Annotated in this window: 31 protein-coding genes; 18 read left to right on the top strand and 13 right to left on the bottom strand. The window is 39.5% G+C overall.

Annotation, left to right across the window (positions count from 1 at the left end; translation table 11 throughout):
• Nucleotides 1–155: 155 nt before the first annotated feature.
• The 9 genes from N6A79_RS02705 (at nt 156) to N6A79_RS02665 (ending at nt 7,821) form a co-directional block, all read left to right on the top strand.
• Nucleotides 156–1,976 (top strand): stimulus-sensing domain-containing protein, encoded by a 1,821-nt coding sequence (locus N6A79_RS02705; RefSeq protein WP_442784243.1) that lies wholly within the window; start codon nt 156–158, stop codon nt 1,974–1,976.
• Complete coding sequence (locus N6A79_RS02700; RefSeq protein WP_268546881.1) at nt 1,957–2,424, top strand: HPr kinase/phosphorylase; 468 nt, start codon at nt 1,957–1,959, stop codon at nt 2,422–2,424. Before N6A79_RS02705 ends, N6A79_RS02700 begins: the two co-directional genes overlap by 20 nt.
• Nucleotides 2,425–2,724: 300 nt before the next feature.
• A complete protein-coding gene (locus tag N6A79_RS02695) occupies nt 2,725–3,126 on the top strand; it encodes a PTS sugar transporter subunit IIA (RefSeq protein ID WP_182418785.1) in 402 nt (133 codons plus the stop codon).
• Nucleotides 3,127–3,134: 8 nt separating this feature from the next.
• Nucleotides 3,135–3,449 (top strand): HPr family phosphocarrier protein, encoded by a 315-nt coding sequence (locus N6A79_RS02690; RefSeq protein ID WP_268546880.1) that lies wholly within the window; start codon nt 3,135–3,137, stop codon nt 3,447–3,449.
• A gap of 723 nt (nt 3,450–4,172) precedes the next feature.
• The gene (gene tsaB, locus N6A79_RS02685; protein ID WP_182418782.1) at nt 4,173–4,826 is read left to right on the top strand and encodes a tRNA (adenosine(37)-N6)-threonylcarbamoyltransferase complex dimerization subunit type 1 TsaB; all 654 of its coding nucleotides are present in this window, start codon (nt 4,173–4,175) and stop codon (nt 4,824–4,826) included.
• A 213-nt stretch (nt 4,827–5,039) separates the two neighbouring features.
• Nucleotides 5,040–5,552, top strand: a complete 513-nt coding sequence (rimI, locus tag N6A79_RS02680; protein WP_182418781.1) for a ribosomal protein S18-alanine N-acetyltransferase — start codon at nt 5,040–5,042, stop codon at nt 5,550–5,552.
• A gap of 365 nt (nt 5,553–5,917) precedes the next feature.
• The gene (locus N6A79_RS02675) at nt 5,918–6,376 is read left to right on the top strand and encodes a hypothetical protein (protein ID WP_268546879.1); all 459 of its coding nucleotides are present in this window, start codon (nt 5,918–5,920) and stop codon (nt 6,374–6,376) included.
• A gap of 346 nt (nt 6,377–6,722) precedes the next feature.
• Entirely contained in the window at nt 6,723–7,499 is a 777-nt protein-coding gene (locus N6A79_RS02670; protein WP_268546878.1) for a glycosyltransferase family 2 protein, read from the top strand.
• Nucleotides 7,492–7,821 carry a lipid-A-disaccharide synthase N-terminal domain-containing protein gene (locus tag N6A79_RS02665; RefSeq protein ID WP_268546877.1) on the top strand — a complete coding sequence of 110 codons (330 nt, stop codon included), beginning with the start codon at nt 7,492–7,494 and terminating at the stop codon, nt 7,819–7,821. The genes N6A79_RS02670 and N6A79_RS02665 overlap by 8 nt, the downstream gene beginning before the upstream one ends.
• A 126-nt stretch (nt 7,822–7,947) precedes the next feature.
• Here the strand turns inward: N6A79_RS02665 and N6A79_RS02660 are convergent, their stop codons facing one another.
• The 3 genes from N6A79_RS02660 to N6A79_RS02650 all read right to left on the bottom strand — a co-directional run bounded on the left by N6A79_RS02660 (nt 7,948) and on the right by N6A79_RS02650 (nt 9,556).
• Nucleotides 7,948–8,415 carry a hypothetical protein gene (locus N6A79_RS02660; RefSeq protein ID WP_268546876.1) on the bottom strand — a complete coding sequence of 156 codons (468 nt, stop codon included), beginning with the start codon at nt 8,413–8,415 and terminating at the stop codon, nt 7,948–7,950.
• A gap of 273 nt (nt 8,416–8,688) precedes the next feature.
• Entirely contained in the window at nt 8,689–8,973 is a 285-nt protein-coding gene (locus tag N6A79_RS02655) for a hypothetical protein (RefSeq protein ID WP_268546875.1), read from the bottom strand.
• Between the two features lie 148 nt (nt 8,974–9,121).
• On the bottom strand, nt 9,122–9,556 hold the full coding sequence (locus N6A79_RS02650) for a hypothetical protein (protein WP_268546874.1): 435 nt from the start codon (nt 9,554–9,556) through the stop codon (nt 9,122–9,124).
• 32 nt (nt 9,557–9,588) lie between these two features.
• Here N6A79_RS02650 and N6A79_RS02645 point away from each other — a divergent pair, with 32 nt between their 5' ends.
• The 8 genes from N6A79_RS02645 (at nt 9,589) to N6A79_RS02610 (ending at nt 15,034) form a co-directional block, all read left to right on the top strand.
• Nucleotides 9,589–10,431, top strand: coding sequence for a VanW family protein (locus N6A79_RS02645; RefSeq protein WP_268546873.1), 843 nt, complete (start codon nt 9,589–9,591; stop codon nt 10,429–10,431).
• A 149-nt stretch (nt 10,432–10,580) separates the two neighbouring features.
• On the top strand, nt 10,581–11,087 hold the full coding sequence (ruvC, locus tag N6A79_RS02640) for a crossover junction endodeoxyribonuclease RuvC (RefSeq protein ID WP_182418774.1): 507 nt from the start codon (nt 10,581–10,583) through the stop codon (nt 11,085–11,087).
• A gap of 10 nt (nt 11,088–11,097) precedes the next feature.
• Nucleotides 11,098–11,715: a Holliday junction branch migration protein RuvA gene (gene ruvA, locus N6A79_RS02635; protein ID WP_182418773.1), complete on the top strand. Its 618-nt coding sequence runs from the start codon at nt 11,098–11,100 to the stop codon at nt 11,713–11,715.
• A 6-nt stretch (nt 11,716–11,721) separates the two neighbouring features.
• On the top strand, nt 11,722–12,771 hold the full coding sequence (gene ruvB / locus N6A79_RS02630) for a Holliday junction branch migration DNA helicase RuvB (protein WP_268546872.1): 1,050 nt from the start codon (nt 11,722–11,724) through the stop codon (nt 12,769–12,771).
• A 62-nt stretch (nt 12,772–12,833) separates the two neighbouring features.
• Nucleotides 12,834–13,289: a tol-pal system-associated acyl-CoA thioesterase gene (gene ybgC / locus N6A79_RS02625; RefSeq protein ID WP_268546871.1), complete on the top strand. Its 456-nt coding sequence runs from the start codon at nt 12,834–12,836 to the stop codon at nt 13,287–13,289.
• Between the two features lie 35 nt (nt 13,290–13,324).
• Complete coding sequence (locus N6A79_RS02620) at nt 13,325–13,555, top strand: hypothetical protein (protein WP_268546870.1); 231 nt, start codon at nt 13,325–13,327, stop codon at nt 13,553–13,555.
• A 104-nt stretch (nt 13,556–13,659) separates the two neighbouring features.
• Entirely contained in the window at nt 13,660–13,890 is a 231-nt protein-coding gene (locus tag N6A79_RS02615; RefSeq protein ID WP_268546869.1) for a hypothetical protein, read from the top strand.
• Nucleotides 13,891–14,032: 142 nt separating this feature from the next.
• A complete protein-coding gene (locus N6A79_RS02610; protein WP_268546868.1) occupies nt 14,033–15,034 on the top strand; it encodes an NAD(P)H-quinone oxidoreductase in 1,002 nt (333 codons plus the stop codon).
• Nucleotides 15,035–15,109: 75 nt separating this feature from the next.
• Here the strand turns inward: N6A79_RS02610 and N6A79_RS02605 are convergent, their stop codons facing one another.
• From N6A79_RS02605 to N6A79_RS02585, 5 genes are all read right to left on the bottom strand, one after another.
• Entirely contained in the window at nt 15,110–15,508 is a 399-nt protein-coding gene (locus N6A79_RS02605; RefSeq protein WP_268546867.1) for a TM2 domain-containing protein, read from the bottom strand.
• Nucleotides 15,509–15,734: 226 nt separating this feature from the next.
• Nucleotides 15,735–16,166, bottom strand: coding sequence for a metallopeptidase family protein (locus N6A79_RS02600; RefSeq protein ID WP_182418767.1), 432 nt, complete (start codon nt 16,164–16,166; stop codon nt 15,735–15,737).
• A gap of 299 nt (nt 16,167–16,465) precedes the next feature.
• The gene (leuD, locus tag N6A79_RS02595; RefSeq protein WP_182418766.1) at nt 16,466–17,071 is read right to left on the bottom strand and encodes a 3-isopropylmalate dehydratase small subunit; all 606 of its coding nucleotides are present in this window, start codon (nt 17,069–17,071) and stop codon (nt 16,466–16,468) included.
• Between the two features lie 185 nt (nt 17,072–17,256).
• Nucleotides 17,257–18,987, bottom strand: a complete 1,731-nt coding sequence (locus N6A79_RS02590; RefSeq protein WP_326848764.1) for a heparinase II/III family protein — start codon at nt 18,985–18,987, stop codon at nt 17,257–17,259.
• Between the two features lie 313 nt (nt 18,988–19,300).
• Nucleotides 19,301–20,377 (bottom strand): D-alanyl-D-alanine carboxypeptidase family protein, encoded by a 1,077-nt coding sequence (locus tag N6A79_RS02585; protein WP_268546864.1) that lies wholly within the window; start codon nt 20,375–20,377, stop codon nt 19,301–19,303.
• A 669-nt stretch (nt 20,378–21,046) separates the two neighbouring features.
• Here N6A79_RS02585 and N6A79_RS02580 point away from each other — a divergent pair.
• Entirely contained in the window at nt 21,047–21,496 is a 450-nt protein-coding gene (locus N6A79_RS02580; protein ID WP_182418764.1) for a universal stress protein, read from the top strand.
• Nucleotides 21,497–21,665: 169 nt separating this feature from the next.
• Here N6A79_RS02580 and N6A79_RS02575 read toward each other — a convergent pair whose 3' ends face one another.
• The 5 genes from N6A79_RS02575 to N6A79_RS02555 form a co-directional block, all read right to left on the bottom strand.
• A complete protein-coding gene (locus tag N6A79_RS02575; RefSeq protein ID WP_182418763.1) occupies nt 21,666–21,950 on the bottom strand; it encodes a hypothetical protein in 285 nt (94 codons plus the stop codon).
• A gap of 209 nt (nt 21,951–22,159) precedes the next feature.
• The gene (locus N6A79_RS02570; protein ID WP_268546862.1) at nt 22,160–22,792 is read right to left on the bottom strand and encodes a thiamine diphosphokinase; all 633 of its coding nucleotides are present in this window, start codon (nt 22,790–22,792) and stop codon (nt 22,160–22,162) included.
• Nucleotides 22,793–23,543: 751 nt separating this feature from the next.
• Nucleotides 23,544–24,248 (bottom strand): ZinT family metal-binding protein, encoded by a 705-nt coding sequence (locus N6A79_RS02565; RefSeq protein WP_182418761.1) that lies wholly within the window; start codon nt 24,246–24,248, stop codon nt 23,544–23,546.
• Between the two features lie 235 nt (nt 24,249–24,483).
• Complete coding sequence (locus N6A79_RS02560) at nt 24,484–25,359, bottom strand: 3-hydroxybutyryl-CoA dehydrogenase (RefSeq protein ID WP_268546861.1); 876 nt, start codon at nt 25,357–25,359, stop codon at nt 24,484–24,486.
• A 1-nt stretch (nt 25,360) separates the two neighbouring features.
• Entirely contained in the window at nt 25,361–26,596 is a 1,236-nt protein-coding gene (locus N6A79_RS02555; protein ID WP_268546860.1) for a CaiB/BaiF CoA transferase family protein, read from the bottom strand.
• Nucleotides 26,597–26,604: the final 8 nt, after the last annotated feature.

Here is a 26,604-nt window from a genome sequence, read left to right as displayed (position 1 = left end):
CCCATAGGCTATGGCTTCCATGTCACCAACGAGATAGCTAGAACCCTACGCTTTGGTTACTTCGTGTTAAAAGCTATTTAAGCCGAATTTAATTTTAAAAACTGGTTAGCAACCTGCATAAACTGGTTTAAACCCAATAGGATCATTCTTGCTATATGAGTGAGGACGCAAAAATAGGCGATGGCAATAACGCCGCCCAAACGACAAAGCGTACAAAAAAATCGCCAATCATGCGATTTTTGCGCCGCATAAAGCGTTTTTTTGAGCTTGTCCTATTTTCAAATCTTACAATGCTAATTGTGATTTTAAACATTGCGGCTCTGGTTGGGTTAATGTTTGGCATCATGCTACTCAATCAAACCCGCGATGTGGTGGTAGATGCGCGTCTTGATAGTTTAACAACGCAAGGAAAAATTATTGCGGGTGCTATTGCGGCATCTGCAACCGTGGATACTAATTCAATCCTTATTGATCCAGAAAAACTTATGGAGTTGCAAGCAGGCGAAAGTTTATTTGCCCATGGCGACAGTAGCGATAATTGGGATTTTCCAATTAATCCAGAACGTGTATCACCCCTATTAAGACGAGTTATTTCGCCAGCAACCACAAGAGCACGCATTTATGACCGTGATGCAAATCTCTTGCTTGATTCACGCCAACTATATTCAAGTGGGCAGGTTTTAAGCTACAGCCTACCCAATATTTCTAACAATGACCAAACTTGGTACGAGCGTTTTTCAAATTGGCTATCAGGAATATTTTTCGGTAATGATATTCCACAAGATAGTGAAATGTCAGGCGGCAATGGCATGGCATATCCTGAGGTTTTAAAAGCAATTGATGGAACACCCGCAACCGCACAGCGACGCAGCCGCCAAGGTGAGTTAATTGTTTCAGTAGCTGTGCCCATTCAGCGTTCTCATACGGTTGTTGGGGTGTTATTACTATCAACTGTTGGCTCGGATATTGATAATATTGTCCGTGCCGAGCGCATGGGAATATTAAAGATTTTTGCGGTGATTGCGGCTGTCATGCTAGTTCTTTCACTCTTCTTAGCATCCACCATAGCTACACCTTTGCGCAAATTAGCAGCCGCTGCTGATAGGGTACGTAATGGTACCAATAAGCGGGTCGAAATTCCTGATTTTTCCTCACGCCAAGACGAAGTTGGACATTTATCGACCTCTATTCGCGATATGACGGAAGCACTTTATATGCGCATTGAAGCAATTGAGCGTTTTGCCGCCGATGTCAGTCATGAATTAAAAAATCCGCTAACCTCGCTGCGTAGTGCCGTTGAAACCTTACCTTTGGCAAAAACCGATGAAACACGCGGTCGGCTCTTAGAGGTTATCCAACATGATGTGCGCCGTCTTGACCGCTTAATTACTGACATTTCTGATGCTTCCCGACTTGATGCAGAATTGGCACGTGAAGCATCACAAGAGGTAAATATTCAAACTTTGCTTGATAGTATTGTGTTAGCAGCACGAGAAGTGCGCAAAAATAAAACGCAAGCAAAAATCGAGTTTGATGTTGAACCATTAAGCGGCAATAAACGCTATATTGTTGCTGGCCATGATTTGCGCCTTGGTCAGGTGGTATCAAATTTAATCGAAAATGCGCGTTCATTTATTCCAGTTGAAAATGGTATTATCCGCATCAAAATGAAAATGTCTGGTCATAATATTATTCTGACAGTTGAAGATAATGGTCCTGGCATTGGCGCGGAAAATATTGAGCGCATTTTTGAGCGTTTTTATACTGATCGACCTGGTGCAGAATCCTTTGGACAAAATTCAGGACTTGGCTTATCTATCAGCCGACAAATTATCGAAGCCCATGAGGGCACTCTTACGGCTGAAAATATTATCGACCCTAACAGTAAAGACCACCTGCTCGGCGCGCGCTTTATCATTAAGCTGCCAGTTGCCGGCTATCACGGAAAGCCACACCATGAACGAGACGACGAATAACCCCAATTTAATGCATGCCTGCGCTTTGCGCCTTGGCAGTTATGGCGTCATTATCAAAGGCCAATCAGGCTCGGGAAAATCGACCATCGCACTTGCCTTAATTGAATGGGCGGAATCTATCAACCGCAGTGCGGCGCTTGTAAGCGATGATTATGTGCTATTAAGTCGCGACGAACAAACGGTGGTTGCAACTGCACCTGATACCATCAAAGGACTAATTGAGGTGCGCGGTGCTGGAGTTTTTAGAATTGAGCATCAAAACAAAGCCCGCATTGACCTTGTTGTCCAATTAGAAGGTAAGGGTGAACGCTACCCATCAAGTGAAGGCTATGAGATTTTAGGAATTAAATTGCCTTTTTTACGCTTGCCTAGTCTTGAAAATGCTAATCCAATTACTATTTGTCAAGCTATTGAAGCCACCTTGTTCAAGCGGGCCTATAAGCTTTAAATAATGTACATTATTTCATTGAAGCGGATTGTAATGCTAGCAATCCGATTCTTTGTTATAAGTAGATATGCAAATAAACTGCCGTTTTTAGAGAATATTTGCATCGCTTTTTCAAATTGGGTGAAAAAGTGGCGAAATTTGGCAAAAAAGTCACATTTATTGGTTAAAGAAGCGGAAATATTGTAATTATTTGAAGTTTCCCCTTGCACTCCGCGTTAAGACTGAGACAATAGATAATTCGTCCTTGAAGAAGAACTCAAGCAAGCTTGGACGAGATGTGTTTTTAACGGGAGCATATATATGATCGGACTCGTGCTTGTGACGCACGGTAGGCTAGCTGAAGAATTCTTACATGCAGTGGTGCATGTGGTTGGCCCACAGGAAAAATTTGCAACTGTTTGTATCGGTCCAGATGATGATCTGGATCAGCGGCGTGATGATATTTTGGCCGCAGTTCAATCAGTTGATGAAGATGATGGTGTCATTATTTTAACTGACATGTTTGGTGGCACTCCCTCCAATATGGCTATATCAGTTATGGTAGAAGGCCAAATTGAAGTTATTGCTGGCGTCAACCTACCAATGCTGATAAAATTAGCGAGCGTTAGGCATGTTGAGAGTTTGCAAGGGGCGCTACGCGCCGCACAAGATGCTGGACGGCGTTATATTACCGTACCAAGCATGGTTCTTGCAGACGAATAGGAGGCAAAATGTCACAAACGCAACTATCATCACAACCATCCCTTGCAGAACAGGTGCTAACACGTGATATTGGCATTTGTAATAAGCGCGGCTTACATGCGCGCGCCTCTGCTAAATTCGTTAAACTGGTTGGTTCTTTCAATGCTGATGTACACGTTGAAAAAGATGGCATGAGCGTTGGTGGCACATCTATCATGGGACTTATGATGCTTGCCGCTTCGCCAGGGTGCAAAATTAAAGTCATTGCATCAGGTGACGATGCCAATGCCGTGCTTGATGCGATTGAGGAACTGGTTAATGAGCGTTTTGGTGAAGAGTGCTGATATAAGTTATTGTAAAGCAACAATAAAGAATGACAATCAGCTGATAAACTATCTGATCAATCTGCTCATATTTGCCTCTATTATAAAGTTAAATTAGGCGCAGGCAAAAATCCCTTTAAACATCATAATATTTATTAAAAATATCAAATAAATTAACAATATTCACATTTTGCTTTTTGTCTAAATACTATTATCTCTTTTCCAATATATTTTTTAAAAAAGCTTTAAAACAATTTATCATGAGCCTCCTTGCAAAGCTGCTCATCATCGCCAGCTGTTGTTTCAATATTTTCATTCATCGCGATTTCAACAAGTACAAGAAAAAGCCAAACACCTCATCATTCGTTTTATTTTCATGCCTTCTGAAGTTGCGTATTGGCAACTTTTAAATGGGCTAAAAATTCGCGTTAATTATTCTTCATAATTTTAGATTATTTTATCATTCATATGCCTTATCTTTTAAAGAAAGATGATGAATTCAATTGTGATGAGACGACTATATCTTGAAACATTTATTCCAAGCTATAGATAAAATGCCTATTGCAAATGCGCGCAATTTACACCGCCATTCATGCACTCTTGCTTAAACAACAGGAATCACCTTTAATTGAGTACCCCGATTATTGTCTGATGGTTTGCTTTTTTTGCAATTGGCAGTATAAGCAAACAATTAAATATTGATCTGGTTATCGCCAGTTTGAAAATCGAGTTGTAAAATTTGCCATGACGCTATTAATCATCGACACAGCCACACGCCTTAGTGCTACCGCCCTTTTTGATGGTGACACGTGTCTTACATTTGATACAAATCCGCTTGAAAAAAGTCCTGCAGAGCATTTGATGCAGCAGATTTCAACAATCATGCAAAAGGCAAATAAAAGTTTTTCGGATATAGATCGCATCATTGTAAATACTGGTCCAGGTTCCTTTACCGGAATTCGCATTGGAGTTTCCGCAGCACGAGGCTTTGGCCTTGCCCTAGATAAACCAGTTATTGGCATATCATTATTGGAAGCCAAGGCATTTGCATTGCGCAATGAACAATATGCGATCTCTATCATTGAAGAAGGTCATGGCGGCACTTTAATGGCGCAACATTTTAATGCCGCAGGCAATATATTGACGCCTGCTTATACAGCAAATGCCGATGATATTCGCAAAAATCTTATGGGTGAAATATTGTTGAGTGGCTCAGGCGCCGCCAATATCAAAAGCCCGTTAATTGCGGCTCGCAAATCACCACCATATTTTGAAATTTTACAATCCTTAGCAGTATTAGGGGCAAATAAGTCACCTGAAAACGCTTTACCTACCCCTGTCTATATGCGTCCGCCTGATGCAAAACCGCAAATTGGCTTCGCCCTTCCCCGTATATAAAACATATTGGTTCTTGCATTTGATGCAAATGGCAATGCTCTTAAATGGGTAATAATTGGCATAGATTAATATTATTACCCTTATATCATAGGTAAGCATTTAATTAGTTGAATTGTTAATAGAATAATTTTAATTATCTCATTGAGCTGCGAATTTTAACATTCATTTTTAAGAATAGTCATTTTTTAAGAACAGCCAATTTATGGAATTAGCATGACCAGATTACCCTTTATGCGACGCAATATGGACATAGCACCTTTAACCCTTGACGACGTAGAGGCATTGCATCGCTTACATGCTGGTGCATTTTTTGAAACTTGGGATGAAAATGCATTTCATAATTTTTTGCAAGATAGCACGATTTTTGGTCTATCTGCCCGCCCCATAAAGGAACCTAACAATATGGTTGCTTTTGTATTGGCGCGCCTTGTTGCCGATGAAGCTGAAATCTTATCTATCGCAGTGGATAAAGAGCACCGTGGTGACGGCATCGGGCAAAAACTTATGCATGCATTACTACGCCATTTTTATCATCATCGTGTCGAAAGTGCTTTTTTAGAAGTTGATGAAAACAACATTGCAGCAATCACGCTTTACAAAAAATTTGGCTTTGAAGAAGTTGGCAGACGCGCAGGCTATTATCGCTCCCCCGATGGGCGAAGTGACGCGCTCATTTTACGCCGGCAATTAATCTATTCACCATCGGCAATAAAAGAAAAAGCTTAAATATTGGCAATAACCACTTTAAACCGGGTGCGGATATTTCCGTCACCCGGTTTTCCCCTCTGATGCGGTGAAAGAAAAAATCCTCTCACCTTCAGATTTTCAAATTAGAATAAAACTTAAAACGGCGTTGATAATAATACGCTAAATAAGAAGTTCGCCTTTCAAGATAGGCTTGAAAACAACTCTCATCACCAATATATAGTGTCGCAGTTTTTTTCTTTCGACAAGTATTTTTTAATATTTTTTTTGGCTTTTATGTTTTTTTCGCTAAAATTCACAATTTCAAAAAAATCTATATCAGATACTCAACTCTTTGTTTATAAAAGTTATAATATTTTGCCACAAGGATTTAAACCGCAAATAATATGGATGAGCTTAAACAATTAGACGTTAAACATACAACGCTTCTCATACCCTATGGTGTAAAAATTCCATATTTGCTAAGCAACTTTTTAACGTTTTTTTACACGTTAACAAATGGTGAAATTTCTTGTGAAGATCTGCCTGCCGATCATGATATTTGCATTTATGCACCAGGCCTTATCGGTATATGGTTAAATTCAAAGCCCAATTGCAAAATTCAACGAGATGCTAAACTTATCATGGATAAAGTAGCTACTATCAGTAAGTTGGACAAAGGCTTAATAAAATACCGGCTTTTATATGAAAAATTTCGCTTAGGTTCAGATGTGCCAAGCCCCTTTATAACCCACTTGGCGCACCGACAAGGATACTATAATGTGATCAAAGATATTACTATTGGCGATTGGCTGCCATGCTTCACAAGACAAACAACCTGTGATGATCACATAATTATTATATGATATTTGACTATTTTATTGGCTCATCCTTGAAAAAATGCTGAAAAATCCAATTAGAGTTAAAAATACTTTACAAATTGAAAAAATGCTGAAAAAAGACGGCTATAGCGAAGATGAACGTTTTTTGCCAATGCGCACTGGTTAGCGACAATTTAAAAATATGATTATTGTTAAAATATTAAAGTGCAAAGCTATCTTAGTATAAAGATAATTGCCATCGCCATGAGATTGGATTAAAAGATATTCTTTAGCTAACTGCGCTAATAAACGCTTATAGACTTTATTTAACCCAATGCATAAAGCCAGATCGATTTCAAGGCTGCATGCTGTAACGTCAAGGATTATATCTTTGCCAGATAAAAAAATTTCTGTTGTCATACCTTGCCGTAATGAAGCTGAAAACTTAGGTTTTTTATTAGACGAAATTGACAATGCAATGACTGGGCGCAATTATGAAGTGCTAGTAGTTGACGATGGCTCAACCGACACAACTGCCAAACTTTTAGCTACCCGTATGGAAGCAGGCAAACCTTTGCGCCATATTCGTCATGATCGCTCTTCGGGCCAAAGCTGCGCACTACGTTCGGGTGTTTATGCAGCATCGGGGAGCATAATCGTTAGTCTTGATGGTGATGGTCAAAATGACCCAGCCTATTTACCACAACTTGCCGATAAATTAATTGCAGGCGGTGAAGATATGGGCTTAGTCGCAGGTCAAAGACTGAAACGTACCGACACGAAATTGAAGCAATTTTCATCGCGCATGGCCAATGGTTTGCGCCAAGCGATATTGAAAGATAATACGCGCGATTCTGGCTGCGGATTAAAAGCTGTACGCGCCGATATTTTTAAAAAACTACCTTACTTTAATGGTTGGCACCGTTATTTACCTGCCCTTGTTTTACGTGAAGGATATCAAGTTGGCCATCTTGATGTTATTGACCGCGAGCGCGTACACGGCAAATCCAATTATGGTATCTTAGATCGCGCCTTAGTCGGCGTTCTTGATCTATTTGGAGTATGGTGGCTTCGCCGCCGATTTAAAATTGTACCAAAGGTTAGCGAATTAAAGTTAAACCCAACCACAAATTTAGACGAAACAACAGGAAATACCGAAAATGTTTGATGCACTAGGCGCATGGTTCCATGAAGTGTTTGTGGCGCAAATGGATTGGTGGGCGGTTATTGGCTATTGTGGGCAGCTCATGTTTACTATGCGTTTTGTCGTTCAATGGCTAGCGTCAGAGCGTGCAAAACGTTCAATCGTGCCCGTTGCCTTCTGGTTTTTTTCCCTTGGCGGCGGTTTAATTCTATTTGTTTATGCAATTAGCCGTAAAGAACCCGTGTTTATTTTGGGTCAAGGTGCAGGCTTATTTATTTATATTCGTAATCTTTGGCTCATTTTTAATGAGCGGCGCGATGACAAGACGCAAGCCCTAAAAAGCTAATTTTGATCGGAACTCATAAGCATAAAAACTTCAAAAAAAGAGCACAGAGGATATAATCTTATCCAAATCCTCTGGACGTTGAAGGTAGATAAATCTTAAATTATTGAAGGCAATTAGAATTTAAAGCTATGCTTTTGAAATTTCGCCGTAATATTCCGCAACACAAGGCTCTATATATTGCCAATTATTGAGATTCAAATTAAGTAAATCAAAAATAAAACAAGGAATAAGCATGTATAGTTCTTCCCCCTTCATTTCAATTGCAACCTTTTCACTAAATAACGGATAGATTATAGGTCTACCCTCTTTATATAACTGACTGTTCGGGTCTTTACCCATCTTTTTCCATAGACTCACTCTTTTTTCCTCAAGAAACTTTTCATCTCCTACATGTGGTCCATAATAAAATTCTTTAGCATATTCTATATATTTAAAAAAATCATGATTAACTTGATTTGTTAGATTTTCTAAAATTTTAATAAATATTTTTATAACGTCAACGTAATTCAAATCTTCAGTCTTCGCGTAATACTCAAATATTTCAACCGTTACGTTATTTTCTAATATATCTTGTTGCGTAAAAAACCTATTCATCAAATTACGTTCCTTTTGTGGATGCAACTTTAATTGGTTATCCCATAAATTTATTAATATTAAAGCAAAAAGTACAAAATCTTATATAAAACCATGACTTACACTACCAAAAGGTAAATATATCAGTTTATCAATAAGCTCATATTTATTTTTACTCAAAAACCAACGCTTCTAAAAATTTACAACCTTTATCTAATTCAAGGCAGCTTTTATGGAATAGACTTCTTTGACTATGGGGAAGCTATCGTAAATTAATCCCCCAATTAGCCTATTTTACTTTTTTCTCAGTGTCTGTTTTTGGTTAAATATCGGAAGACGATCTTCATCAATTGATGGAAAAAATGTGATGCGATCTTGGTTGTGTTGGCATATTTCCAATCGCCAACATTGCAAATCAATCTTGCCCGCCAACGCATTTATAGATATTTGAAAACCTTCTTGATGCCTATGGAATAGGATTTCCTGCGCGTCCAATAATGCCAAAGGTCCCTTATAATGCAACCATTCAAACACCCAAATATCCTTCGCGCCTTTTTCACTAAAGCAACCATTTTCCATACTTGCATCTCGAAACAATAATTTTGAAAAATGATTAATGACATAATAAAGATTTAAAATTTTCACCGTATCAAAAACATATATATTCTTCTTGATCTTGATTTATATCGTCGGTTGAAAAAACAATATCATACATATTTTTAACAAGCTAATTTATAGTATCTTGCCCTTTTCTATCAAATATAGGGAGACGATCTTTATCAATTGATGGAAAAAATGTGATGCGATCTTGGTTATGCTGATATATTTCTAAGCGCCAACATTGCAGATCAATTTTGTCAGATGCAGATTTGATGTTGACCGCAAATCGATTATCACACCTATTGAGATGTATTTCTTGTACATCTTTTAACGCCATCGGCCCATTATATAATGAGCATTGGGTAATCCAAATATCTAAACCGCTATTACCACCTAAATCTTCACTATAATAATTGTTTTCCTTATAAACGTCTCTAAACATTATTTTGGAAAAATAATTATTTGCATAATATAGATTTAAATATATCTTCAGATTAAACAGATAGGTATATTCTTCTACCTTTTCATTTATATCTGCTGTGGAAAATATCAATTTATACATTATTTAACTCTATTTAAAATATAGGCAATATTGTGGCACGTAAACCGCTTAGCAGCTATCATCCTATTTTATATAAAATATCAGTATTTTTACGCCGTTCATGGCGGCAATGCTTGTGGTATTGCGATGGCAAGCACTATGCGAAGCATCAAAAAAGTGAACTTTTACCCTACCGCGTCAAAAAACACCAATCGGTTTTGTTAAAAAAGCTTGGTGAAAGCGATATGCAATTGCAACGCAATAAGGTAACCAATTTAAAAATTGCTATTCAAACAATTGATGGTCTAATCATTAAACCGGGGGAAACCTTTTCCTTTTGTCGTCGTGTTGGTAAACCAACTGAAAAACGCGGATTTTTAGAAGGTATGGAAATATCCTTTGGTAAGCCGCGTGCCGGTATTGGTGGTGGCATTTGCCAAATTTCCAACCTTATTCATTGGCTGGTTATCCATTCTCCCCTCACTGTTACCGAACGTTATCATCATTCTTATGATCCCTTTCCTGATGATGGACGTGTGTTACCTTTTGGTAGCGGTGCAACGGTATTTTATAATTACCGAGATTACCAATTTAAAAATAATACCAACCATACGTTTCAAATTCGCTTATGGTTTTCTGAAAAATGTTTAGAAGGCGAATTGCGTTGCTCAGATGACCTACCCTACCGCTATCATGTTATAGAAGAAAACCATGCCTTTATTCGTGAAACCAATGGCATGTTTTTTCGCCGCAACGAAATTTGGCGCACCTGCAATGAAAAAGGGCAGATAGGACGAGAATTATCAAGGGAGTTGGTAACCAAAAATTACGCCCGTGTTGCTTATGTCCCACAAGGGTTTGAAGAGCAAGGGTTTGAAGAGCAAGCTGATAAATAGGTTTATTTTTGTTGTAATTTATCGATATTCGTTGTTCACCACTTTCATTTATTGTCCTTATTTTGGCGTGACTGTTTTTTCGTTTCCCTTTTGTTCACTTATTACAATTACCATGCTAAAAGAGTATCAAATAAGGGCATAGGTTAAAAATGATTCGAATTGTTGGCATAGATCCAGGATTGCGCAATACTGGTTGGGGTATAATTGAAAGCGAAGGCAATAAACTTAGCTTCATTGGTGCTGGCACAGTTAAATCAGATGATAAATGTGATCTTGCTACCCGTCTTTGCCAATTGCATGATGGTTTATTTAAGGTACTACGCGAATTTGCGCCAAGTGAAGCAGCGGTTGAGCATACTTTTGTTAATAAGGATGCAACCGCTACCCTTAAACTTGGTCAAGCACGGGGCATTGCCATGCTAGTACCTGCGCTTTATGGCTTGCCTGTTAGTGAATATGCGCCTAATGCTGTTAAAAAGGCGGTGATTGGCGTTGGTCATGGCGAAAAGCAACAAATTCATATGATGGTAAAGGTTTTAATGCCACGCGCAACCTTTGATTCAAACGATGCAGCAGATGCTTTGGCTATTGCTATTTGTCATTCGCATAATCGCCAAACATTGTCATTAAAAGCCCGCATGCGGGTAAGTGCATAAAGGTGAATATATGATTGGTAAGCTCAAGGGTATTATTGACGAAATTGGCGATGATCATATCATTCTTGATGTCCATGGTGTGGGCTATGTCGTATTTTTGTCCAACCGCACGCTAGCGACCTTAGGTTCAATCGGTGAAGCGGTAACACTTTTTATTGAAACCCATGTACGTGAAGATTTTATCCGTCTTTATGGCTTTACCACCAAGCTTGATCAAGAATGGTTTAAAATTTTGCAAAATGTGCAAGGCGTTGGTGCAAAAGTTGCCCTTGCAGTGATTGCAACCTTGAGTGCTGGCGAACTTGCCAATGCCATTGCCTTGCGTGATGTTGCGATGATTTCACGCGCACCAGGCGTTGGCAAAAAAGTGGCAGAGCGTATGATTACGGAGTTGCAAGGCAAGGCCCCTGCTTTTTCGACCATTAGCAATGAAAATTTTGGCATGCTTGAAGATATTGGCAGTGCAAACGCCCCCTCTTCAGTCTCCGATGCTGTTTCTGCGCTTACTAATCTTGGCTATTCACGCGAACAGGCCGCCAATGCCGTAGCAAGTGCCTTGAAGCAAGCTGGCGATGAAGCAGAATCTGCCACTCTTATTCGGCTTGGGCTTAAAGAATTATCAAGGTAAATAAACATGGAAAAGCCCGATAGATTAATTGCAGCTGATAAGCGCGGGGAAGATACCGACACAAGTTTACGACCCCAAACCCTTGATGATTTTGTTGGCCAAGCAGCCGCACGCGCTAATCTTAAAATTTTTATTGAAGCCGCAAAAGTACGCAATGAAGCATTAGACCATGTTTTATTTGTTGGTCCTCCCGGGCTTGGTAAAACCACCCTTGCTCAAATCATGGCAAAAGAATTGGGGGTTAATTTCCGTTCAACCTCCGGTCCTGTTATCGCTAAAGCTGGTGATCTTGCATCGCTGTTAACCAACTTGGAAGAACGCGATGTATTGTTTATTGATGAAATCCATCGTTTAAGCCCAGCAGTTGAAGAAATTCTTTATCCGGCAATGGAAGATTTTCAGCTTGATCTTATCATTGGTGAAGGACCAGCTGCACGCTCGGTTAAAATTGACTTAGCCCGCTTTACCCTCGTTGCTGCTACCACCCGTCTTGGGTTGCTCACTACACCGCTGCGTGACCGTTTTGGTATTCCGGTACGGCTTAATTTTTATACGGTGGATGAGTTGGAACTCATTGTGCGGCGCGGCGCCCGCATCATGCATATGCAGATCACCGATGATGGGGCGCGTGAAATTGCCCGCCGCGCGCGTGGTACACCACGTATTGCTGGCCGCTTATTGCGCCGCGTGCGTGATTTTGCCTTGGTTGCCAAAACAAATATAATCGACCGTAAAATTGCTGATGAATCCTTATCGCGGCTTGAGGTTGATAGCCTTGGACTAGACCAACTTGACCGCCGCTATTTATTCATGATTGCGCAAAACTTCGCCGGCGGCCCTGTCGGTATTGAAACCATTGCCGCAGGATTATCAGAACCGCGTGATGCTATTGAAGATATTATCGAGCCTTACCTAATTCAACAAGGCTTTATCCAGCGTACACCGCGTGGACGAGTATTGACGCAAAATGCATGGCGGCATTTGGGTCTGCGTGCGCCTGAAAATATGGTAGGGGCTGCTCAAATTGGCCTTTTTGATGATGAGGAAAGCGACTAAGCCTGCTTTACTTTAACCGTTAAAAACGCAATAAAGCCGCAAAAACAAAAAGAGAAATGATTATGATAGATATAAGCGACAATCAAAAAAATATTGCCTTTTGCGGTGAAATTAAAGATGGTATTCATCAGCTGATGGTGCGCGTTTATTATGCAGACACTGATTTTTCAGGCGTCGTCTATCACGGTCGCTATCTTGAGTTTTTCGAGCGTGGCCGCACGGAATTTTTACGCCTTTCTGATATTCATCATCATATTATGGCGGAAGCTGGCCCCAATGAGGCAGTGGCTTGGATTGTGCGCCGCATGTCGCTTGATTTTGCGTCTCCTGCTAAAATCGACGACGTTTTATGTGTTGAAACAACCATTAGCCATGTAAGTGCAGCACGGGTTAAAATGCAGCAGAAAATTTTACGCGGTGATAAATTATTGGTTGGCGCCGAGGTAGAGGCAGCAATTATCAATGCTAATGGCCGCCCCCGCCGCTTACCCCTTGCATGGATCGAACGCTTTCAATAGATGCCACGAATTGATTGACTCCTTTGGATAAATCTATGGCTAAATTTAAGTTAAATATAACCAATGATGCATCATTCATGGCCTTTATTGAGATAAATAATCTGAATAAAGAAGGCGAAATCGTTCCAAAAAATTTAGGTGATGGCTTTTTTCTCAGTAATTTTCTTAAAAAATTCACTGGAGAAAAATATTCATTAGGAAAAGTCGATATAATTTTTGATTTTGATGAAAATGGCGAAGTTTCAGCATTGGAAATTTATCAATAAATGGCTTTGTTTAACTGTTTGTTAAATTGAAACAAATTTTAAATGCAGTTCATCAGCAAGCTATATAACCCAAGACACGCAATCTCAATTTGAGGATCAGCTTGATGTCCAATTTCAGCTTTAGCATAATAAATGGTGAGCCATTTTCAGGCATAATTAGTCTTGATAAACATGATGCAGAATCCGAAATTATTTCAAGAGAAATTGTGGAAACACTCTGTTTAAATGATATTATATCGCAAAATAGCGATGGTAGACTTTCGCTTGGTGATTTTAAAATATTTTTGGATTTTGATATTAATGGCGAACTTATGAATATCCAAATAAAGTCCTAAAGGTGGTACTAAAACCAACTTTTGAAATAACCAAGAAAGCTCAATATCATATCTAACGTTGCCGTTTTTTAAACAGCAAGCTACACTGTTAAATGTCATGACGAATGGCATAAAAGGTGCCGAGAGATAAAAGGATTCTGTGATGTTACCAGAAACGATGACTGCAATTGAAATCAGTACTTTTGGCGATCCATCGGTATTGAAGCCTTGTGAAGTTCCCATCCCGAAACCTAAGGCCAATGAAATATTGGTAAAGATTCATGCAGCCGGCGTAAATCGCCCTGATGTTGCGCAGCGTATGGGTGTTTACCCCGCTCCTGATGGTGCTTCGCCATTGCCTGGTCTTGAAATTGCGGGCGAAGTGGTCGCTTTAGGTGATGGCGCAAAGCGCTTTAAACTGGGGGCGCGCGTTTTTGCACTTATTGCCGGTGGTGGCTATGCTCAATATGCTATCGTCGATGAAAGCATTGCCTTGCCAATGGCGGACGATATGGACTATGTCACAGCCGCAGCAATACCCGAAACTTTCTTCACCGTGTGGAGCAATGTATTTGATCGCGGTGGTCTAAAAAGCGGCGAAATTTTGCTTATCCATGGTGGCAGTTCAGGCATCGGCACTACAGCTATTCAACTTGGTAAAGCTTTTGGTGCAACAGTCATTATAACTGCTGGGTCAAAACAAAAATGTGATGCTTGCCTTGCGCTTGGTGCAGACCATGCGATAAATTATAAAGAACAAGATTTTGTCACGGAAATAAATCGCATTACGGAAAAAAAGGGTGTTAATCTTATTCTTGATATGGTTGGCGGCGATTATACCGAACGGAATTATAAGATTGCCGCCATTGAGGGGCGCATTGTCCAGATCGCATTTTTAAATGGCCATAAGGCAACAGTAAACCTTAATGATCTCATGCGTAAGCGGTTAGTTCATACAGGTTCAACCTTGCGTGCGCGCGAAATACCCTTCAAAGCTTTGATCGCTAAGGCGTTAGAAACCCATGTTCTACCTTTATTGGCAGCAGGGACAATAAAACCATTAATTGACGCAGTATTTCCGCTTACTGAAGCAGAAAATGCCCATCGCCTTATGGAAGAAAGCAGCCATATCGGCAAGATTATACTAAAGGTTATAGAAGAATAATAGAAATTAAAAAACGCCAATTTAAAAGTGCAAATTGGCGTTTTAATATGGTTGAAAGAAATATTTCAATAAATTTTACTCAATTTTATTGCCATTCTTATCGGTGAAGTTACCGGTTACAATAAAGATGAAATCTATAACGGCCCAAATAAGAGTAATAGCTGCGCCATATCCAGTGCAAGTGGATAACAACATAAGTATCCCCGTACCTATTTTACCAACAGCAAATCGATGCACCCCAAAAATACCCAAGAAGAGACAAATCAACGCTAAAATAAGTTTTGAATAATCGCGCTCGATTTTAAGTGGAAATATATTTTTAGCGTTGGTGCCTTGATCGAGAAAGTCGACTTGCGTACCAGCTTGTGGGGTTCCCCTGCCCGACCAATCAAGATGACTGAAACCATAACGCCGGCCATCATCACCCGAAATCATACCACGATTACGACTAAAACTGATAACTATTCCACGCATAAATAAAACCAATCCCAAAGCACATCCACATCAATCAAGTCCCATGGCATGCGCTATTTTTGCTTTACAGATTTAACGCAAAACCACTCAACAGGCTTTTGCAAAAAATAATAATATTTATTACAATCTTTATGGAAGATTATATAGGAAGCAGATAATAAAAATGCAAAATATTAAATATGGCTTTTAAGATTAAGCCGCGTTGTCAATGAAAACATGCTACTATTTAAAGACAGGTTTCCGCAGCTTCCTCAACTTGCTCCATATCCTTATCGGATAATCCAAAATGATTACCAATCTCATAGATAAGAATTTGTGTAAGAATATCGCCTAAAGTTTCTGGATTTTCCGACCAATAATCAAGTATAGCACGGCGAAAAATAGTCATGCGATTTTGCTTTTCGCCAGTGGGAAAACTAAAGCGCTCACCAATACCATTACCTTCAAAAAGACCAAGCAATTCAAAAGGTGAATCCAACCCCATATCTTCAATAATTTGATCTTCAGGAAAATCGGTAACACTAATAATCAAATCCCCACATAAAGCACGAAACTTTTCAGGCAATTGAGCATAAGCTTCAACTGTAAGAGAATCTAATTCGCCAAGAGAAGGTGCAAGCTTTGCTTTCCAATCTCGGCTTTGGTCCATACGCGCCATATAATACTTACTTTCAAGCCCATCAGGTATTTTTGTTTGATATATCGTGTCTATTTTAAATTACCAAGTGTTTTAAACAAAATTAATGAAAATCATGAGAGATAACACAAGTTTCAAAATTATTTGTGCTTTATGACTTTAGCGCTTTGGCATTTTTTGTAAAACACAACCATATCTGAATACCTATTTTCGATAATGATAGGTCATCTATTACAAATTTAAGACAAAGCTAAACAAAATCAAGGTACAGAACAGCAATATGTTCTGTACCTTAAAATCAATTCAACTTTTAGCGTTATTTAAGCCCAAGGATGGGTTTGCGCTTCACTTTTTTCAAATGTATCAATTTCTGATACTTTTTGTAAAGTTAAGCCAATATCATCTAAACCATTGAGCATACAATGACGGCGGAATTCATCAATCGAAAACTTTATAATACCACCATCAGGACGACGAATTTCTTGCGTTTCAAGGTCAACGCTTAAAGTAGCATTTGCGCCAAGAGTTGCATCATCAAGCAAAGACTCTAGCTCTTCTTGCGTTACTTTAATCGGCAAAATACCGTTTTTAAAACAGTTATTATAGAAAATATCGGCAAAGGATGTTGAAATAACACAACGAATACCAAAATCTGCTAGCGCCCAAGGAGCATGCTCACGCGAGGAACCACAACCAAAATTATCGCCAGTAACCAAAATTTGCGCATGCTGATAGGCTGGTTGGTTGAGCACAAAATCAGGATTGTCTGAACCATCCTCATTATAGCGAAGCTCTGCGAAAAGACCTTTTCCAAGCCCAGTGCGTTTAATCGTTTTAAGATAATCCTTTGGAATGATCATATCTGTATCGATATTGACAATTGGCAAGGCAGCAGCAACGCCAGTGAGCTTTGTAAATTTTTCCATATGTCTACCCTCAATGGCTGGAATTTTTAACTCTTTTACTACTCTTGCAGTAACAAGTCAAAATTCTTTGTCAAACAAATGGGGTTTTTAGAACAATTCGCAAGAAGTATAAACCCTTTTTTGCAAATTATTTTTAACTACCCCATTTATTAAAGAAGAGTATGAGCAGATTTCTAATCCGTAACTCAAATATCATCAACAGCAAAATCAAGCGACAAATTAGGTTGGCTTTTAGCAATAGGTGATAAACGTTGAAATGCCCAATAAACTTCATTGGCATTGGCAATATCACATGAAATAACGATTTGACGTGTCTTTGTTGGCCCTTTAAGGCCACAAAAATAGATGGAATCTTCTAAATGCAAGGGTGCATCAGTGTTAAAACTCCAACTATCTGCGCCCATTACTTCCAAACGTAAAGCACCGCTTTCACTGCGACTAACCTCTACGTCAGGGTGCAAATGAAAGCGAATTGTTGCAATATTTTTTGCAGCCTTGAAGGGGTGTGCTTTATTAGCTTTAAGAAATGAATCCGCACCTTCCAAAACCATGCCATCATCAGATAGCATCATCGTGCGCTGATGCAACACATTAAAGCTACGTGCATAACCATCGTGAAGAGCTATAAATCCAGATTGACCATCTTGTTCAAGACGTTTTACCACAACCTTAGACGGCCCCGCTGTAATGGCGCTATCTACCCGACCATTTTTACGAAAACGGCATGATGAAGTATCATTTATGGTTGCCGTAGAATGAGCCGCAGTCAAGCGACCAGAAAAACGAAATTCTTCTGGTCCATATGGATCAACACCACAATTTACCACAAATTTTTTAATACCAGACGACATTTCAAAGGATAAGCAACCTGCATTGGCAGTTTTTGAAATTGCGCCGCTTGGTGCCTTGCCCGTATCAGCAAGGACGGTTGTGCCACCCGCAGCCAAACGCTGATAACCAGAATGCGGTGCATGACTAAAAGGATTGCCAGCAGTTTCGTCCGATTGCAAAATAATATCAAGGCGATCAGATAGCGTGGGGCCAACACCATTAAAATTGCCAAGACTTTGGTCACGATGCTGAAAAAAACGCAAGGCAGGCAACATGCGTTCAACGGCTGCATGTAAAACCTCTGGCACCTCAATATCGCTTTGGGCAAAGCAGTGACGCAGCGCAATAAGATGCGATAGAAGCATTAGTAAAATAGCTGGATTGCGTGAAATATGACCACCATCGGGCAATATTTGCTTTTGCAATTCGCGCTCCAAATTGCGCGTCGTGCGCTTTGCAACTCGTTGTGATACAGGTAAAGCTAAAGCCGCAAAAGTAAGGGCAATATGGGCGAGCAAGCGATGCTCATTTAGATCCATAGTTTTGACCGCGGTGCGCAAATAGCGTACCTGCAGGCCAAGTGACCTTAAAAACCGCTTTTTAAACGCGGTATTGCCACTTTCATATAAAATATCTGAATGTGTGAGCCATGAAATAATCCGACCAGCAGTAACTGCACCATCCCAAACATTGCCGTGAATACGCTTACCGCAAATATCAATCCAATCACCCAATAATGAACGCGCATGAGCATTTGCAAGCTCCGTTTCAGCCGCTGCCATATGGCGTAGCCAGCTAAAATCATGCAAGGCGTTTTGCCACTCTCTGGTTGGAGGGACAACCACAAAGGGTGAAATAGATCCGGTCTGGACAATACGGCCAGCAAGAGGAAACCGCCCATGATAAAATTCATGAGCAAGATAGGGATCAGCTAAATGTAAATCAATGGGACGATTTAAAATCTGTTGCGGACTAAAGCCGCTAAAACGCCACCGAAAAAAAGGCCCAACACTTAGACGGCGTGCCCAACGCTGCACAGCAATGGATGCAGTCGATGTTTTAAAATCCAAATTATCCGCGAGCATGGATGTCACAGCTGGATCTCCCGTCATTGGCTAGCCCAAAATGGCAAGCAGATTATTATATCAAATCAATGAACCAATAGATCGGTCCTCTTTCGTTTATAATATTTATAGACTTATGGTGAATGAATAGTTAACAATCTTAATTTTTAAGCAAATTGATGTTTCTCATTAAGTTCGAAGCTAATAAATCATCGCTCTTAATATAAGATATTTAGACATTATCGATCAATGTTGTAATTTTGCTAATCAAAATTACAACATTGAAAGTACGTTTATTTAATGTTTTGCTCTTGAAGGCTTGGTAAGCCCTTTTTTAAAAAGAAGGCTTTGCAACTGGAACGGGCACTTTCCAATCTGGCACTTGCCCAGCTTTTAAAACTGGAGGCGCAGCCAATAAACGAACCGGAATAGCAGCTATGTTATTTATATCCAATGCCGACATGAACGGCGAAGAAAATTGAATTTTTCCATTTTCATCACGATATTGCAAACGCTCCTGCCAAGCAGTTTCTGTGCAAATTGTTTGACGTAAATCAGTTGCTTGCGATAATTTACTGCCATATGGACGCAATGTCACTAAGGTTAATTGTTGTGAACCAGCGCTTTTAAAACCATCATTTAATAATTGCGCTGATAGGCCTTCACGCTGATCAATGCGTTCTGCACCCAAGACGACAGCAACGATAATGCGCCCTTTTCTCGTTGCTGAAGCGGCAAGATTAAAGCCTGAAGAACAAATGAAGCCGGTTTTCATGCCATCGGCACCATTGAAGCGACCAATCAAATTATTAGTGTTAGGAACCAACTTGGCCCCATTGCCATAATCAATAGCTGGAATATTGAAATAATGCGCATATTGAGGAAACTCGCGACGAATTTGCGCTGCTAAAACAGCTAAATCACGGGCAGTTGAATAATTAGAAGGATCGGGTAGTCCGCTTGCATTAGCAAAATGGCTACCCACCATACCAATCCTAGTCGCCTCGGAGTTCATACGCGCAACAAATGCATCATCAGAACCGCCAACCGCAGTAGCAATAGATGTTGCTATATCATTGGCCGACTTAACCATCATAATCTTTAAAGCTGTATCAAGGGTCAATGTGGAGCCAGCCTTGTAGCCAGATTTGCTTGGCGGTAATTGCGCAGCAGTCGTGGTAATACGGATAGGTGTTTCTAGGCTAATTTCACCACGCTGTAATGCACGAAATGTGACATAAGCGGTCATAAGTTTAGTAAGAGAGGCAGGATACCAACGATCAAAAGCTTCGTTATGGGCAAGCACGCGACCTGATTGCACATCAACAACAATATAGGGATTAGCAAAAGCGGAGGAAAAAGAAAAAACAGTTATACTAAGCGACAAAATTAAAGCTAAAAATCTAAACATTACACTATTTCCAATTTCCTTAAACATCTTGATCAAAGATTGAATAATCAAAATGCCTTGACCTTCACCTTAAACATATTTTGCCTAAAAGTACTTTTTTAGGTTTCAATAATACGCTTTATATTAATATTCATACAAAAATGCATAACACCTCAACTTTTAGGTGAATTTACAACATTTACACCCCAATAAAATCCATATTAAGTTGAAGCCTAAACTTACAAGACAACATTTCGTTGCGCAACAAAACTTTACTTCATTGCCCTATAAATCAAATGTGTCAATTATCTAACCATCAGGTAGCAATAATGCATATTTGTTAATTTTCTGCCATAATTTATATTTTGATAGATATAAGCAAATAACTCACCCAAAACTATTAAAATCTATAATATCAAATTGATTATAATCAATGATTTGCCCCCTCAATTAGATTAGCTCTAAAAATAGTTTAAAAAGATCTTAAAAGCTGCGAAATAATACGAAATTTTTGGCAAAATTGGTTGTTTTTTTGATGAAACATGCCAATATCTATTATGTGAGGACAGAAAAACTACAATAGCATTTTTATCAAATTCGTATGATGAATAATTAGGCATCACGATTAATTGAAAATGCTAAAGGCGGAAGATCTGACCATTATTGGCAAGCAAGTAAGGAGTTTTGCAAATGTATGAGAAAATTTTAGTTGCAACAGACGGGTCAGAGCTTGCTGAAAAAGGCGTTGATGCAGCAATTGAACTGGCTGTAAAAACAGGTGGCGAGCTATTTATTGTAACAGTCACCAGTATGATGCCTTCTTACGGTATTGTTATGGGTGCAGAATGGGCATCAAGCCCTGGTGCATTTGAAGATTTTCGTAAGGAAATGGAATCAAGTGCAAAAAGAATTCTTGAATCTGCTTTAAATAAAGCTCATCAATTTAATGTAAAAGCGCAAGGTATCCATGCGGAAAATCAGTTGGCAGCAGCTGGTATTGTGGATGCAGCTAATGAGCATGATGCCGATCTCATTATTGTCGCATCACATGGTCGCCGTGGCGTTAACCGTCTTATTCTGGGTAGCCAAGCATCAGAAGTAATGGCGATGAGTGAACGCCCTGTTATGGTGATTAAATAAAGCTATTTAGTCTAAATAATCGATTTTTAAAGCGCTGCTATTTTGCTATAGCAGCGTTTTTTATTGGGGTGAATAATGTATCAAACCAAATGCATCACAAATTTAAATATAAAAAAGCAGCGTTGCATGGAGCAAACGCTGCTTTAATATTGTCAACTATTATAGATTATTAGTTGCAAGGTGCTTGATATACGCGGCCATAAGCATCGCGATAGTTACAATATTGAACGCCATTACGTGTTTGAGCAACACCAAGAAGAGTACCTGCAGCGCCGCCAATAGCAGCACCTGCAAGGGCACCGCGACCAGAACCAGTAATTGCACCACCAGCAAGCGCACCAAGCGCTGCACCACCAACACCATAACCAGCTGTGCGCTGTTCTTGTTGGGTGCAACCAACGGCTGCAAAACCCATAATTGCGGTAACAGCAATAACTGAAATACGTTTCAACATAATAAATACCTCTCTCAAATCAATATCTGATTTCACTATCATGTGTTGATAATACGGCTAAAAAAAGTCAGAATAAATAGCCTATCAGTCAACTTTTTTGTTACCATGAAATCATGCTTTATCGTTAACTTATTCTATAACTGATGAACAAGTGATGAATAATTGTGATATCTTACAAAGATTGACTGCTAAAAGCTATATTTAATCAATTATTCTTTCAAATTTGCAATAAGAATGCCAGAACCGTTTTCAAATGACACAAAAAGCGTACCTTGCACCCTATTTGATAAGGTAAGCGAAGAGCCAAAATCCAATTGGGCATTTTGCAATTGCCAATGCGCACCTTGAATAGATAATTCTGACATTTGCGAAAATGCAATGATGCTAAACAGCGTATCATCAGGCAAATCAAATACATGATCGCCAGGCGCAAGAGGGGTTGCCTCCTCGCCACCGCTTGTCAATAAAAGCTTCACACCCTTTTGTGCTAACGCGGCCGCCATGGTCATATGCAATAAGGCATGATCGCTACGGCTACCACCAAAAGCCCCACATAAAATGATCTCATCAGCTCCTTCAGCCAATGCTACATGAACGGCAATTTCACCATCCGTCATGTCTTTTTCAACAGGGTAGGATTGGCGACGAATATCGCTATAGCGGGCAATATCTGCTTCTTGGGTCGAATCAAAATCACCTAACCATAAGAAAGGTTCAACACCCAACGTTTCAGCATGTCGAATACCACTATCAGCAGCAATAACAGTACTCCCAGCAATTTGCCCCATCAATCGCGGCGTTACTTCTAACTGCCCACCAAGAAGGATTGTAATTTTTTTCATTTTTAGCCTTGATTGAAATTTGCGTTGCAGTCTTAAATTGAATAAACTATTTAATCTTATAAAGACAAAAAACCACTGCGCAAATAAAAAAACAAAGTATTTTAAAATCTTACATATAATTGCAAATGAAAAAGATGGTGTCGCTATCTGTATCCCAAAAAGCAACTAAGCATTTTTAAAAACAAATTGGATAAGCAAAAGCTAGATCAAAAACTGGGTAATAATTTTCCTTGGGAATTTAGTTATATAAATAGCCAAAAATCTATACCCATCATTTTCGAACGTCGCGATCAAAATATTGGTAAATGGTTAAGTAACATAAGAAAAAGCTTAATTATTTATGGCTATGTTTATTTAACTAGGCGAGCTGCAAGAAGATTACTTTGGTGGTGATTGCTATGCTATCATGAAGGAACTTCAAGAGCATTTTAATAATGCTTACCGCATTTGGTTAACAGACCGAGATTTCAATTGGTGTTTAGAATTTCGGTTAAATATATGTCGGTTTTATATGAGCCCATATAAAGACATCGTCAACAAAATCAAAATTTTTTACCAATGCTAATTAATAGGTCCTGGCCCTAAAGCCAATATTTTTGATAGAGCAGTTTAACTATCACTATTGAATTTTTAAACAAAAAAAGCGCGCCAGAATAGGTGTGATAAATTGGAGCTTATACATAAACATTCTGGCGCGCGCCGATCATGGGAATGATCATGATCGGAAAACTTTTAAATCAGCTTAACAATTTTAGTGGGCAAGCATTTCATCAGCAATTTGCTTGGCATTTAATGACGAGCGATAATAGGTTGGCCAATGGTCCATTTCCTTTAGCAATTCAGCGCGGTCATTACCCATGTAAAGATGATAATGTTCGGCCTTAGCTGGGAAAATACCATGATCACTAAATTGGATGAATTGTGGTGCATCAGCATCGCCAGATATCTTTTTGAAGATGAACCTTACACCACGATTGCCTTTTTTATAGGTGAGTATTTCATGACCATCGCTAGCATATTCGCCGCTATAAGGTTTGTCGTTTTTATAATAAGTGACTTTACTGCCATCAATGACAATGCGATTAATATCGGTATTATAACCAGTTTTATAATAATCCCGATATTCCTCAATCGTTTGCGGACCTTTTTTTGCTTTAGCTTCTAAAACAGATTCAAGCGAGCCATCCATTAAATATGGATAAACGGACTGCCAATCACCATCCCAATCGGTAAGCTCGCGCGCCTTTACTTGGTCGTCTTTAAAATAGCCCTTATAAATTGGATCACTGTGGCCGTGCTCTTCATCATGGGCGTGGGCGTGCGAATGTTCATGGGCGTGATCATGTTCTGCGGCGGCAACCTGCTGCGCGCCACTATTTGCAAAACTAGCAACTGGAGTTAAAAGAAGTGCTGTTGCACCAAATGCACCCACGCATTTTGAAATAATATCAGACATAAACCAAGCCTCTTTCATGAACAAAATTTTATGAAAAACTAAATGTTATAAAATAACATAACGTTTTTATGTCATGAATTTTCTTTTGGCAAGAGGGAAAAAGACATTTTTTTAACCAGCGCATATTTTGTTGCATTTATAAACAATGGAAGAAACGCAGCACACACAAGCACAAAACAGGCAATGATCAACAACATGAATTATGATTGACTATGTTGTTTTGAGCCAAAATGATTTAACGACTAGCGATTGGCTCGCCATTGCGATAATCATAAAAGCCAATGCCGCTCTTACGCCCTAGCCACCCTGCTTCAACATATTTCACCAATAATGGACATGGACGGTATTTTGAATCGACAAAGCCTTGCGACAAAACATTCATAATGGCAAGGCAAGTATCAAGGCCAATAAAATCAGCAAGTTCTAATGGCCCCATCGGCTGGTTTGCGCCAAGCTTCATGGCATTATCAATATCGGTAACATTGCCAACACTCTCATAAAGAACATAGATTGCTTCATTAATCATCGGAATTAATATCCGATTGACGATAAAGGCTGGATAATCTGCCGATTTGATAGCAACTTTTCCGATTTTATTTACCACATCGAGCACAGCATTAAAACTATCATCATCAGTTGCAATACCGCGAATAACTTCAACCAATTGCATCACTGGGGCTGGATTCATAAAATGAATACCCAAAAATTGGGCAGGGTTTTGATTATAGCCGGCAAGACGCGTTATCGATATTGAAGACGTATTAGAAGCGATAATGGTTTTGTCGCTTACATGGGGTTTTAAATTATCAAAAATTTGCTTCTTAATCACTTCTTGCTCGGTAGCTGCTTCGATAATAAGATCACATCTACCAATATCACCAAGACTTAAACTCGTGGTAATATTCGCCAAGGCTTTATCCTTGTCGCTTTGGCTTGCTTTAGCGCGTGAGATTTGCCGATCATAAGTGGCAGCAATTTTTGTAATCCCTGCTTTAAGGCTTTCCTCGCTTAAATCGTTGAGTAAAACCGAATAATCGACAGCAGCAAAAGTTTGCGCAATACCGCTACCCATCTGCCCTGCCCCAATAATACCTATGGTTTTAATCGCCATTTTATTCCTCTTTATTACATTCGATCTTAAGATTATTAATTTCTTCACGGCATAACATTGGGGTGACTGTTGCTGCATTTGGCCATTTTGCGCTTTGCCAATTTATGCTACCAAGAACAGGTGGCGCTTTTTCATAAACCATGGGACTACGCGAAAATATAATAGGGCTACGCAATAATGGGAAACCTTCCACTTCAATTTTTAAATTGCGTGCTTTTATTTGCTGATCATTAATTGCGTCTTCCACTGTGTTGATTGGCCCACATGGAACGCCAACCTTGCCCATTAAATCGATAAGTTCAGCCCGTGTTTTTTGGGCCGTCTTTTCGCTTAAGCTTTCGGTAAGCTTCTTGCTATTTTCTAATCTTTTACCATTATTTTCATAAAGTGGATCGCCAACCAATTGATTAAGCTGCAAACTTTGGCACAGACTAGCAAACTGACGATCATTGCCGCAAGTAATAATAACAAAGCCGTCTTTTGCAGGAAAAACCTGATAAGGCATGATATTGGGATGAGTATTGCCTAAACGATGGGGTACTTTTCCACTATAAAGATAGTTACTTGCCTGATTAGCCAACATTGCCACTGCAACATCAAATAATGCAAGATCAATGTGTTGGCCTTTACCCGATGTTAGCCGTTCATATAAAGCCGCTTGTATGGCGATCACACCATAAAGACCGGTAAAAATATCAATCCATGCCACACCAACTTTTTGCGGCTCACCTTTGGGATCGCCGGTTAAATCCATAATCCCACTCATGCCTTGGATCAAAAAATCATAGCCTGGTTGGTTAGCGCGTGGGCCGTTTTGACCAAATCCGGTTACAGAAGCATAAATAAGCCGCGGATTGTTAACGCTAAGGCTTGCATGATCCAGCCCATATTTTTTAAGACCATCATGCTTAAAGTTTTCAACGAGGATATCAGCATCATTTATGAGCTCTTTTAATTTTGCCAATTGCTGATCATCATTAAAATCACATAAAATAGATTCCTTGCCGCGATTGGCAGAGTAAAAATAAGCTGCTGTCTTATCGATATCACCGTTTATATTTTGGCGTTCAACAAAGGGCGGCCCCCATTTTCGCGTATCATCTCCCTCTAGGCTTTCAACCTTAATAACACAAGCACCAAGGTCAGCAAGGGTTTGCCCAATCCAAGGACCAGCTAAAACCCGTGCCAATTCAACCACTCTTATGCCGTCTAATGGCGCCTTATTATCCTCTCCCATAGCATCCC

The organism is Bartonella sp. HY761 (assembly GCF_026743145.1).
Taxonomy (GTDB): domain Bacteria; phylum Pseudomonadota; class Alphaproteobacteria; order Rhizobiales; family Rhizobiaceae; genus HY038.
This window is presented reverse-complemented; position numbering and strand designations above follow the sequence as displayed.

Coding starts and splice junctions, on each gene's coding strand:
- N6A79_RS02660 (WP_268546876.1), bottom strand. CDS start 8,415: ATGAATAGGTTTTTTACGCAACAAGATATATTAGAAAATAACGTAACG.
- ybgC (WP_268546871.1), top strand. CDS start 12,834: ATGATAGATATAAGCGACAATCAAAAAAATATTGCCTTTTGCGGTGAA.
- N6A79_RS02705 (WP_442784243.1), top strand. CDS start 156: ATGAGTGAGGACGCAAAAATAGGCGATGGCAATAACGCCGCCCAAACG.
- N6A79_RS02575 (WP_182418763.1), bottom strand. CDS start 21,950: ATGTTGAAACGTATTTCAGTTATTGCTGTTACCGCAATTATGGGTTTT.
- N6A79_RS02570 (WP_268546862.1), bottom strand. CDS start 22,792: ATGAAAAAAATTACAATCCTTCTTGGTGGGCAGTTAGAAGTAACGCCG.
- N6A79_RS02565 (WP_182418761.1), bottom strand. CDS start 24,248: ATGTCTGATATTATTTCAAAATGCGTGGGTGCATTTGGTGCAACAGCA.
- N6A79_RS02665 (WP_268546877.1), top strand. CDS start 7,492: ATGTTTGATGCACTAGGCGCATGGTTCCATGAAGTGTTTGTGGCGCAA.
- N6A79_RS02620 (WP_268546870.1), top strand. CDS start 13,325: ATGGCTAAATTTAAGTTAAATATAACCAATGATGCATCATTCATGGCC.
- ruvA (WP_182418773.1), top strand. CDS start 11,098: ATGATTGGTAAGCTCAAGGGTATTATTGACGAAATTGGCGATGATCAT.
- N6A79_RS02560 (WP_268546861.1), bottom strand. CDS start 25,359: ATGGCGATTAAAACCATAGGTATTATTGGGGCAGGGCAGATGGGTAGC.
- N6A79_RS02610 (WP_268546868.1), top strand. CDS start 14,033: ATGTTACCAGAAACGATGACTGCAATTGAAATCAGTACTTTTGGCGAT.
- rimI (WP_182418781.1), top strand. CDS start 5,040: ATGACCAGATTACCCTTTATGCGACGCAATATGGACATAGCACCTTTA.
- N6A79_RS02600 (WP_182418767.1), bottom strand. CDS start 16,166: ATGGCGCGTATGGACCAAAGCCGAGATTGGAAAGCAAAGCTTGCACCT.
- N6A79_RS02675 (WP_268546879.1), top strand. CDS start 5,918: ATGGATGAGCTTAAACAATTAGACGTTAAACATACAACGCTTCTCATA.
- N6A79_RS02615 (WP_268546869.1), top strand. CDS start 13,660: ATGTCCAATTTCAGCTTTAGCATAATAAATGGTGAGCCATTTTCAGGC.
- N6A79_RS02695 (WP_182418785.1), top strand. CDS start 2,725: ATGATCGGACTCGTGCTTGTGACGCACGGTAGGCTAGCTGAAGAATTC.
- N6A79_RS02580 (WP_182418764.1), top strand. CDS start 21,047: ATGTATGAGAAAATTTTAGTTGCAACAGACGGGTCAGAGCTTGCTGAA.
- leuD (WP_182418766.1), bottom strand. CDS start 17,071: ATGGAAAAATTTACAAAGCTCACTGGCGTTGCTGCTGCCTTGCCAATT.
- N6A79_RS02690 (WP_268546880.1), top strand. CDS start 3,135: ATGTCACAAACGCAACTATCATCACAACCATCCCTTGCAGAACAGGTG.
- N6A79_RS02605 (WP_268546867.1), bottom strand. CDS start 15,508: ATGCGTGGAATAGTTATCAGTTTTAGTCGTAATCGTGGTATGATTTCG.
- N6A79_RS02555 (WP_268546860.1), bottom strand. CDS start 26,596: ATGGGAGAGGATAATAAGGCGCCATTAGACGGCATAAGAGTGGTTGAA.
- tsaB (WP_182418782.1), top strand. CDS start 4,173: ATGACGCTATTAATCATCGACACAGCCACACGCCTTAGTGCTACCGCC.
- N6A79_RS02650 (WP_268546874.1), bottom strand. CDS start 9,556: ATGTATAAATTGATATTTTCCACAGCAGATATAAATGAAAAGGTAGAA.
- ruvB (WP_268546872.1), top strand. CDS start 11,722: ATGGAAAAGCCCGATAGATTAATTGCAGCTGATAAGCGCGGGGAAGAT.
- ruvC (WP_182418774.1), top strand. CDS start 10,581: ATGATTCGAATTGTTGGCATAGATCCAGGATTGCGCAATACTGGTTGG.
- N6A79_RS02655 (WP_268546875.1), bottom strand. CDS start 8,973: ATGGAAAATGGTTGCTTTAGTGAAAAAGGCGCGAAGGATATTTGGGTG.
- N6A79_RS02585 (WP_268546864.1), bottom strand. CDS start 20,377: ATGTTTAGATTTTTAGCTTTAATTTTGTCGCTTAGTATAACTGTTTTT.
- N6A79_RS02590 (WP_326848764.1), bottom strand. CDS start 18,987: ATGCTCGCGGATAATTTGGATTTTAAAACATCGACTGCATCCATTGCT.
- N6A79_RS02700 (WP_268546881.1), top strand. CDS start 1,957: ATGAACGAGACGACGAATAACCCCAATTTAATGCATGCCTGCGCTTTG.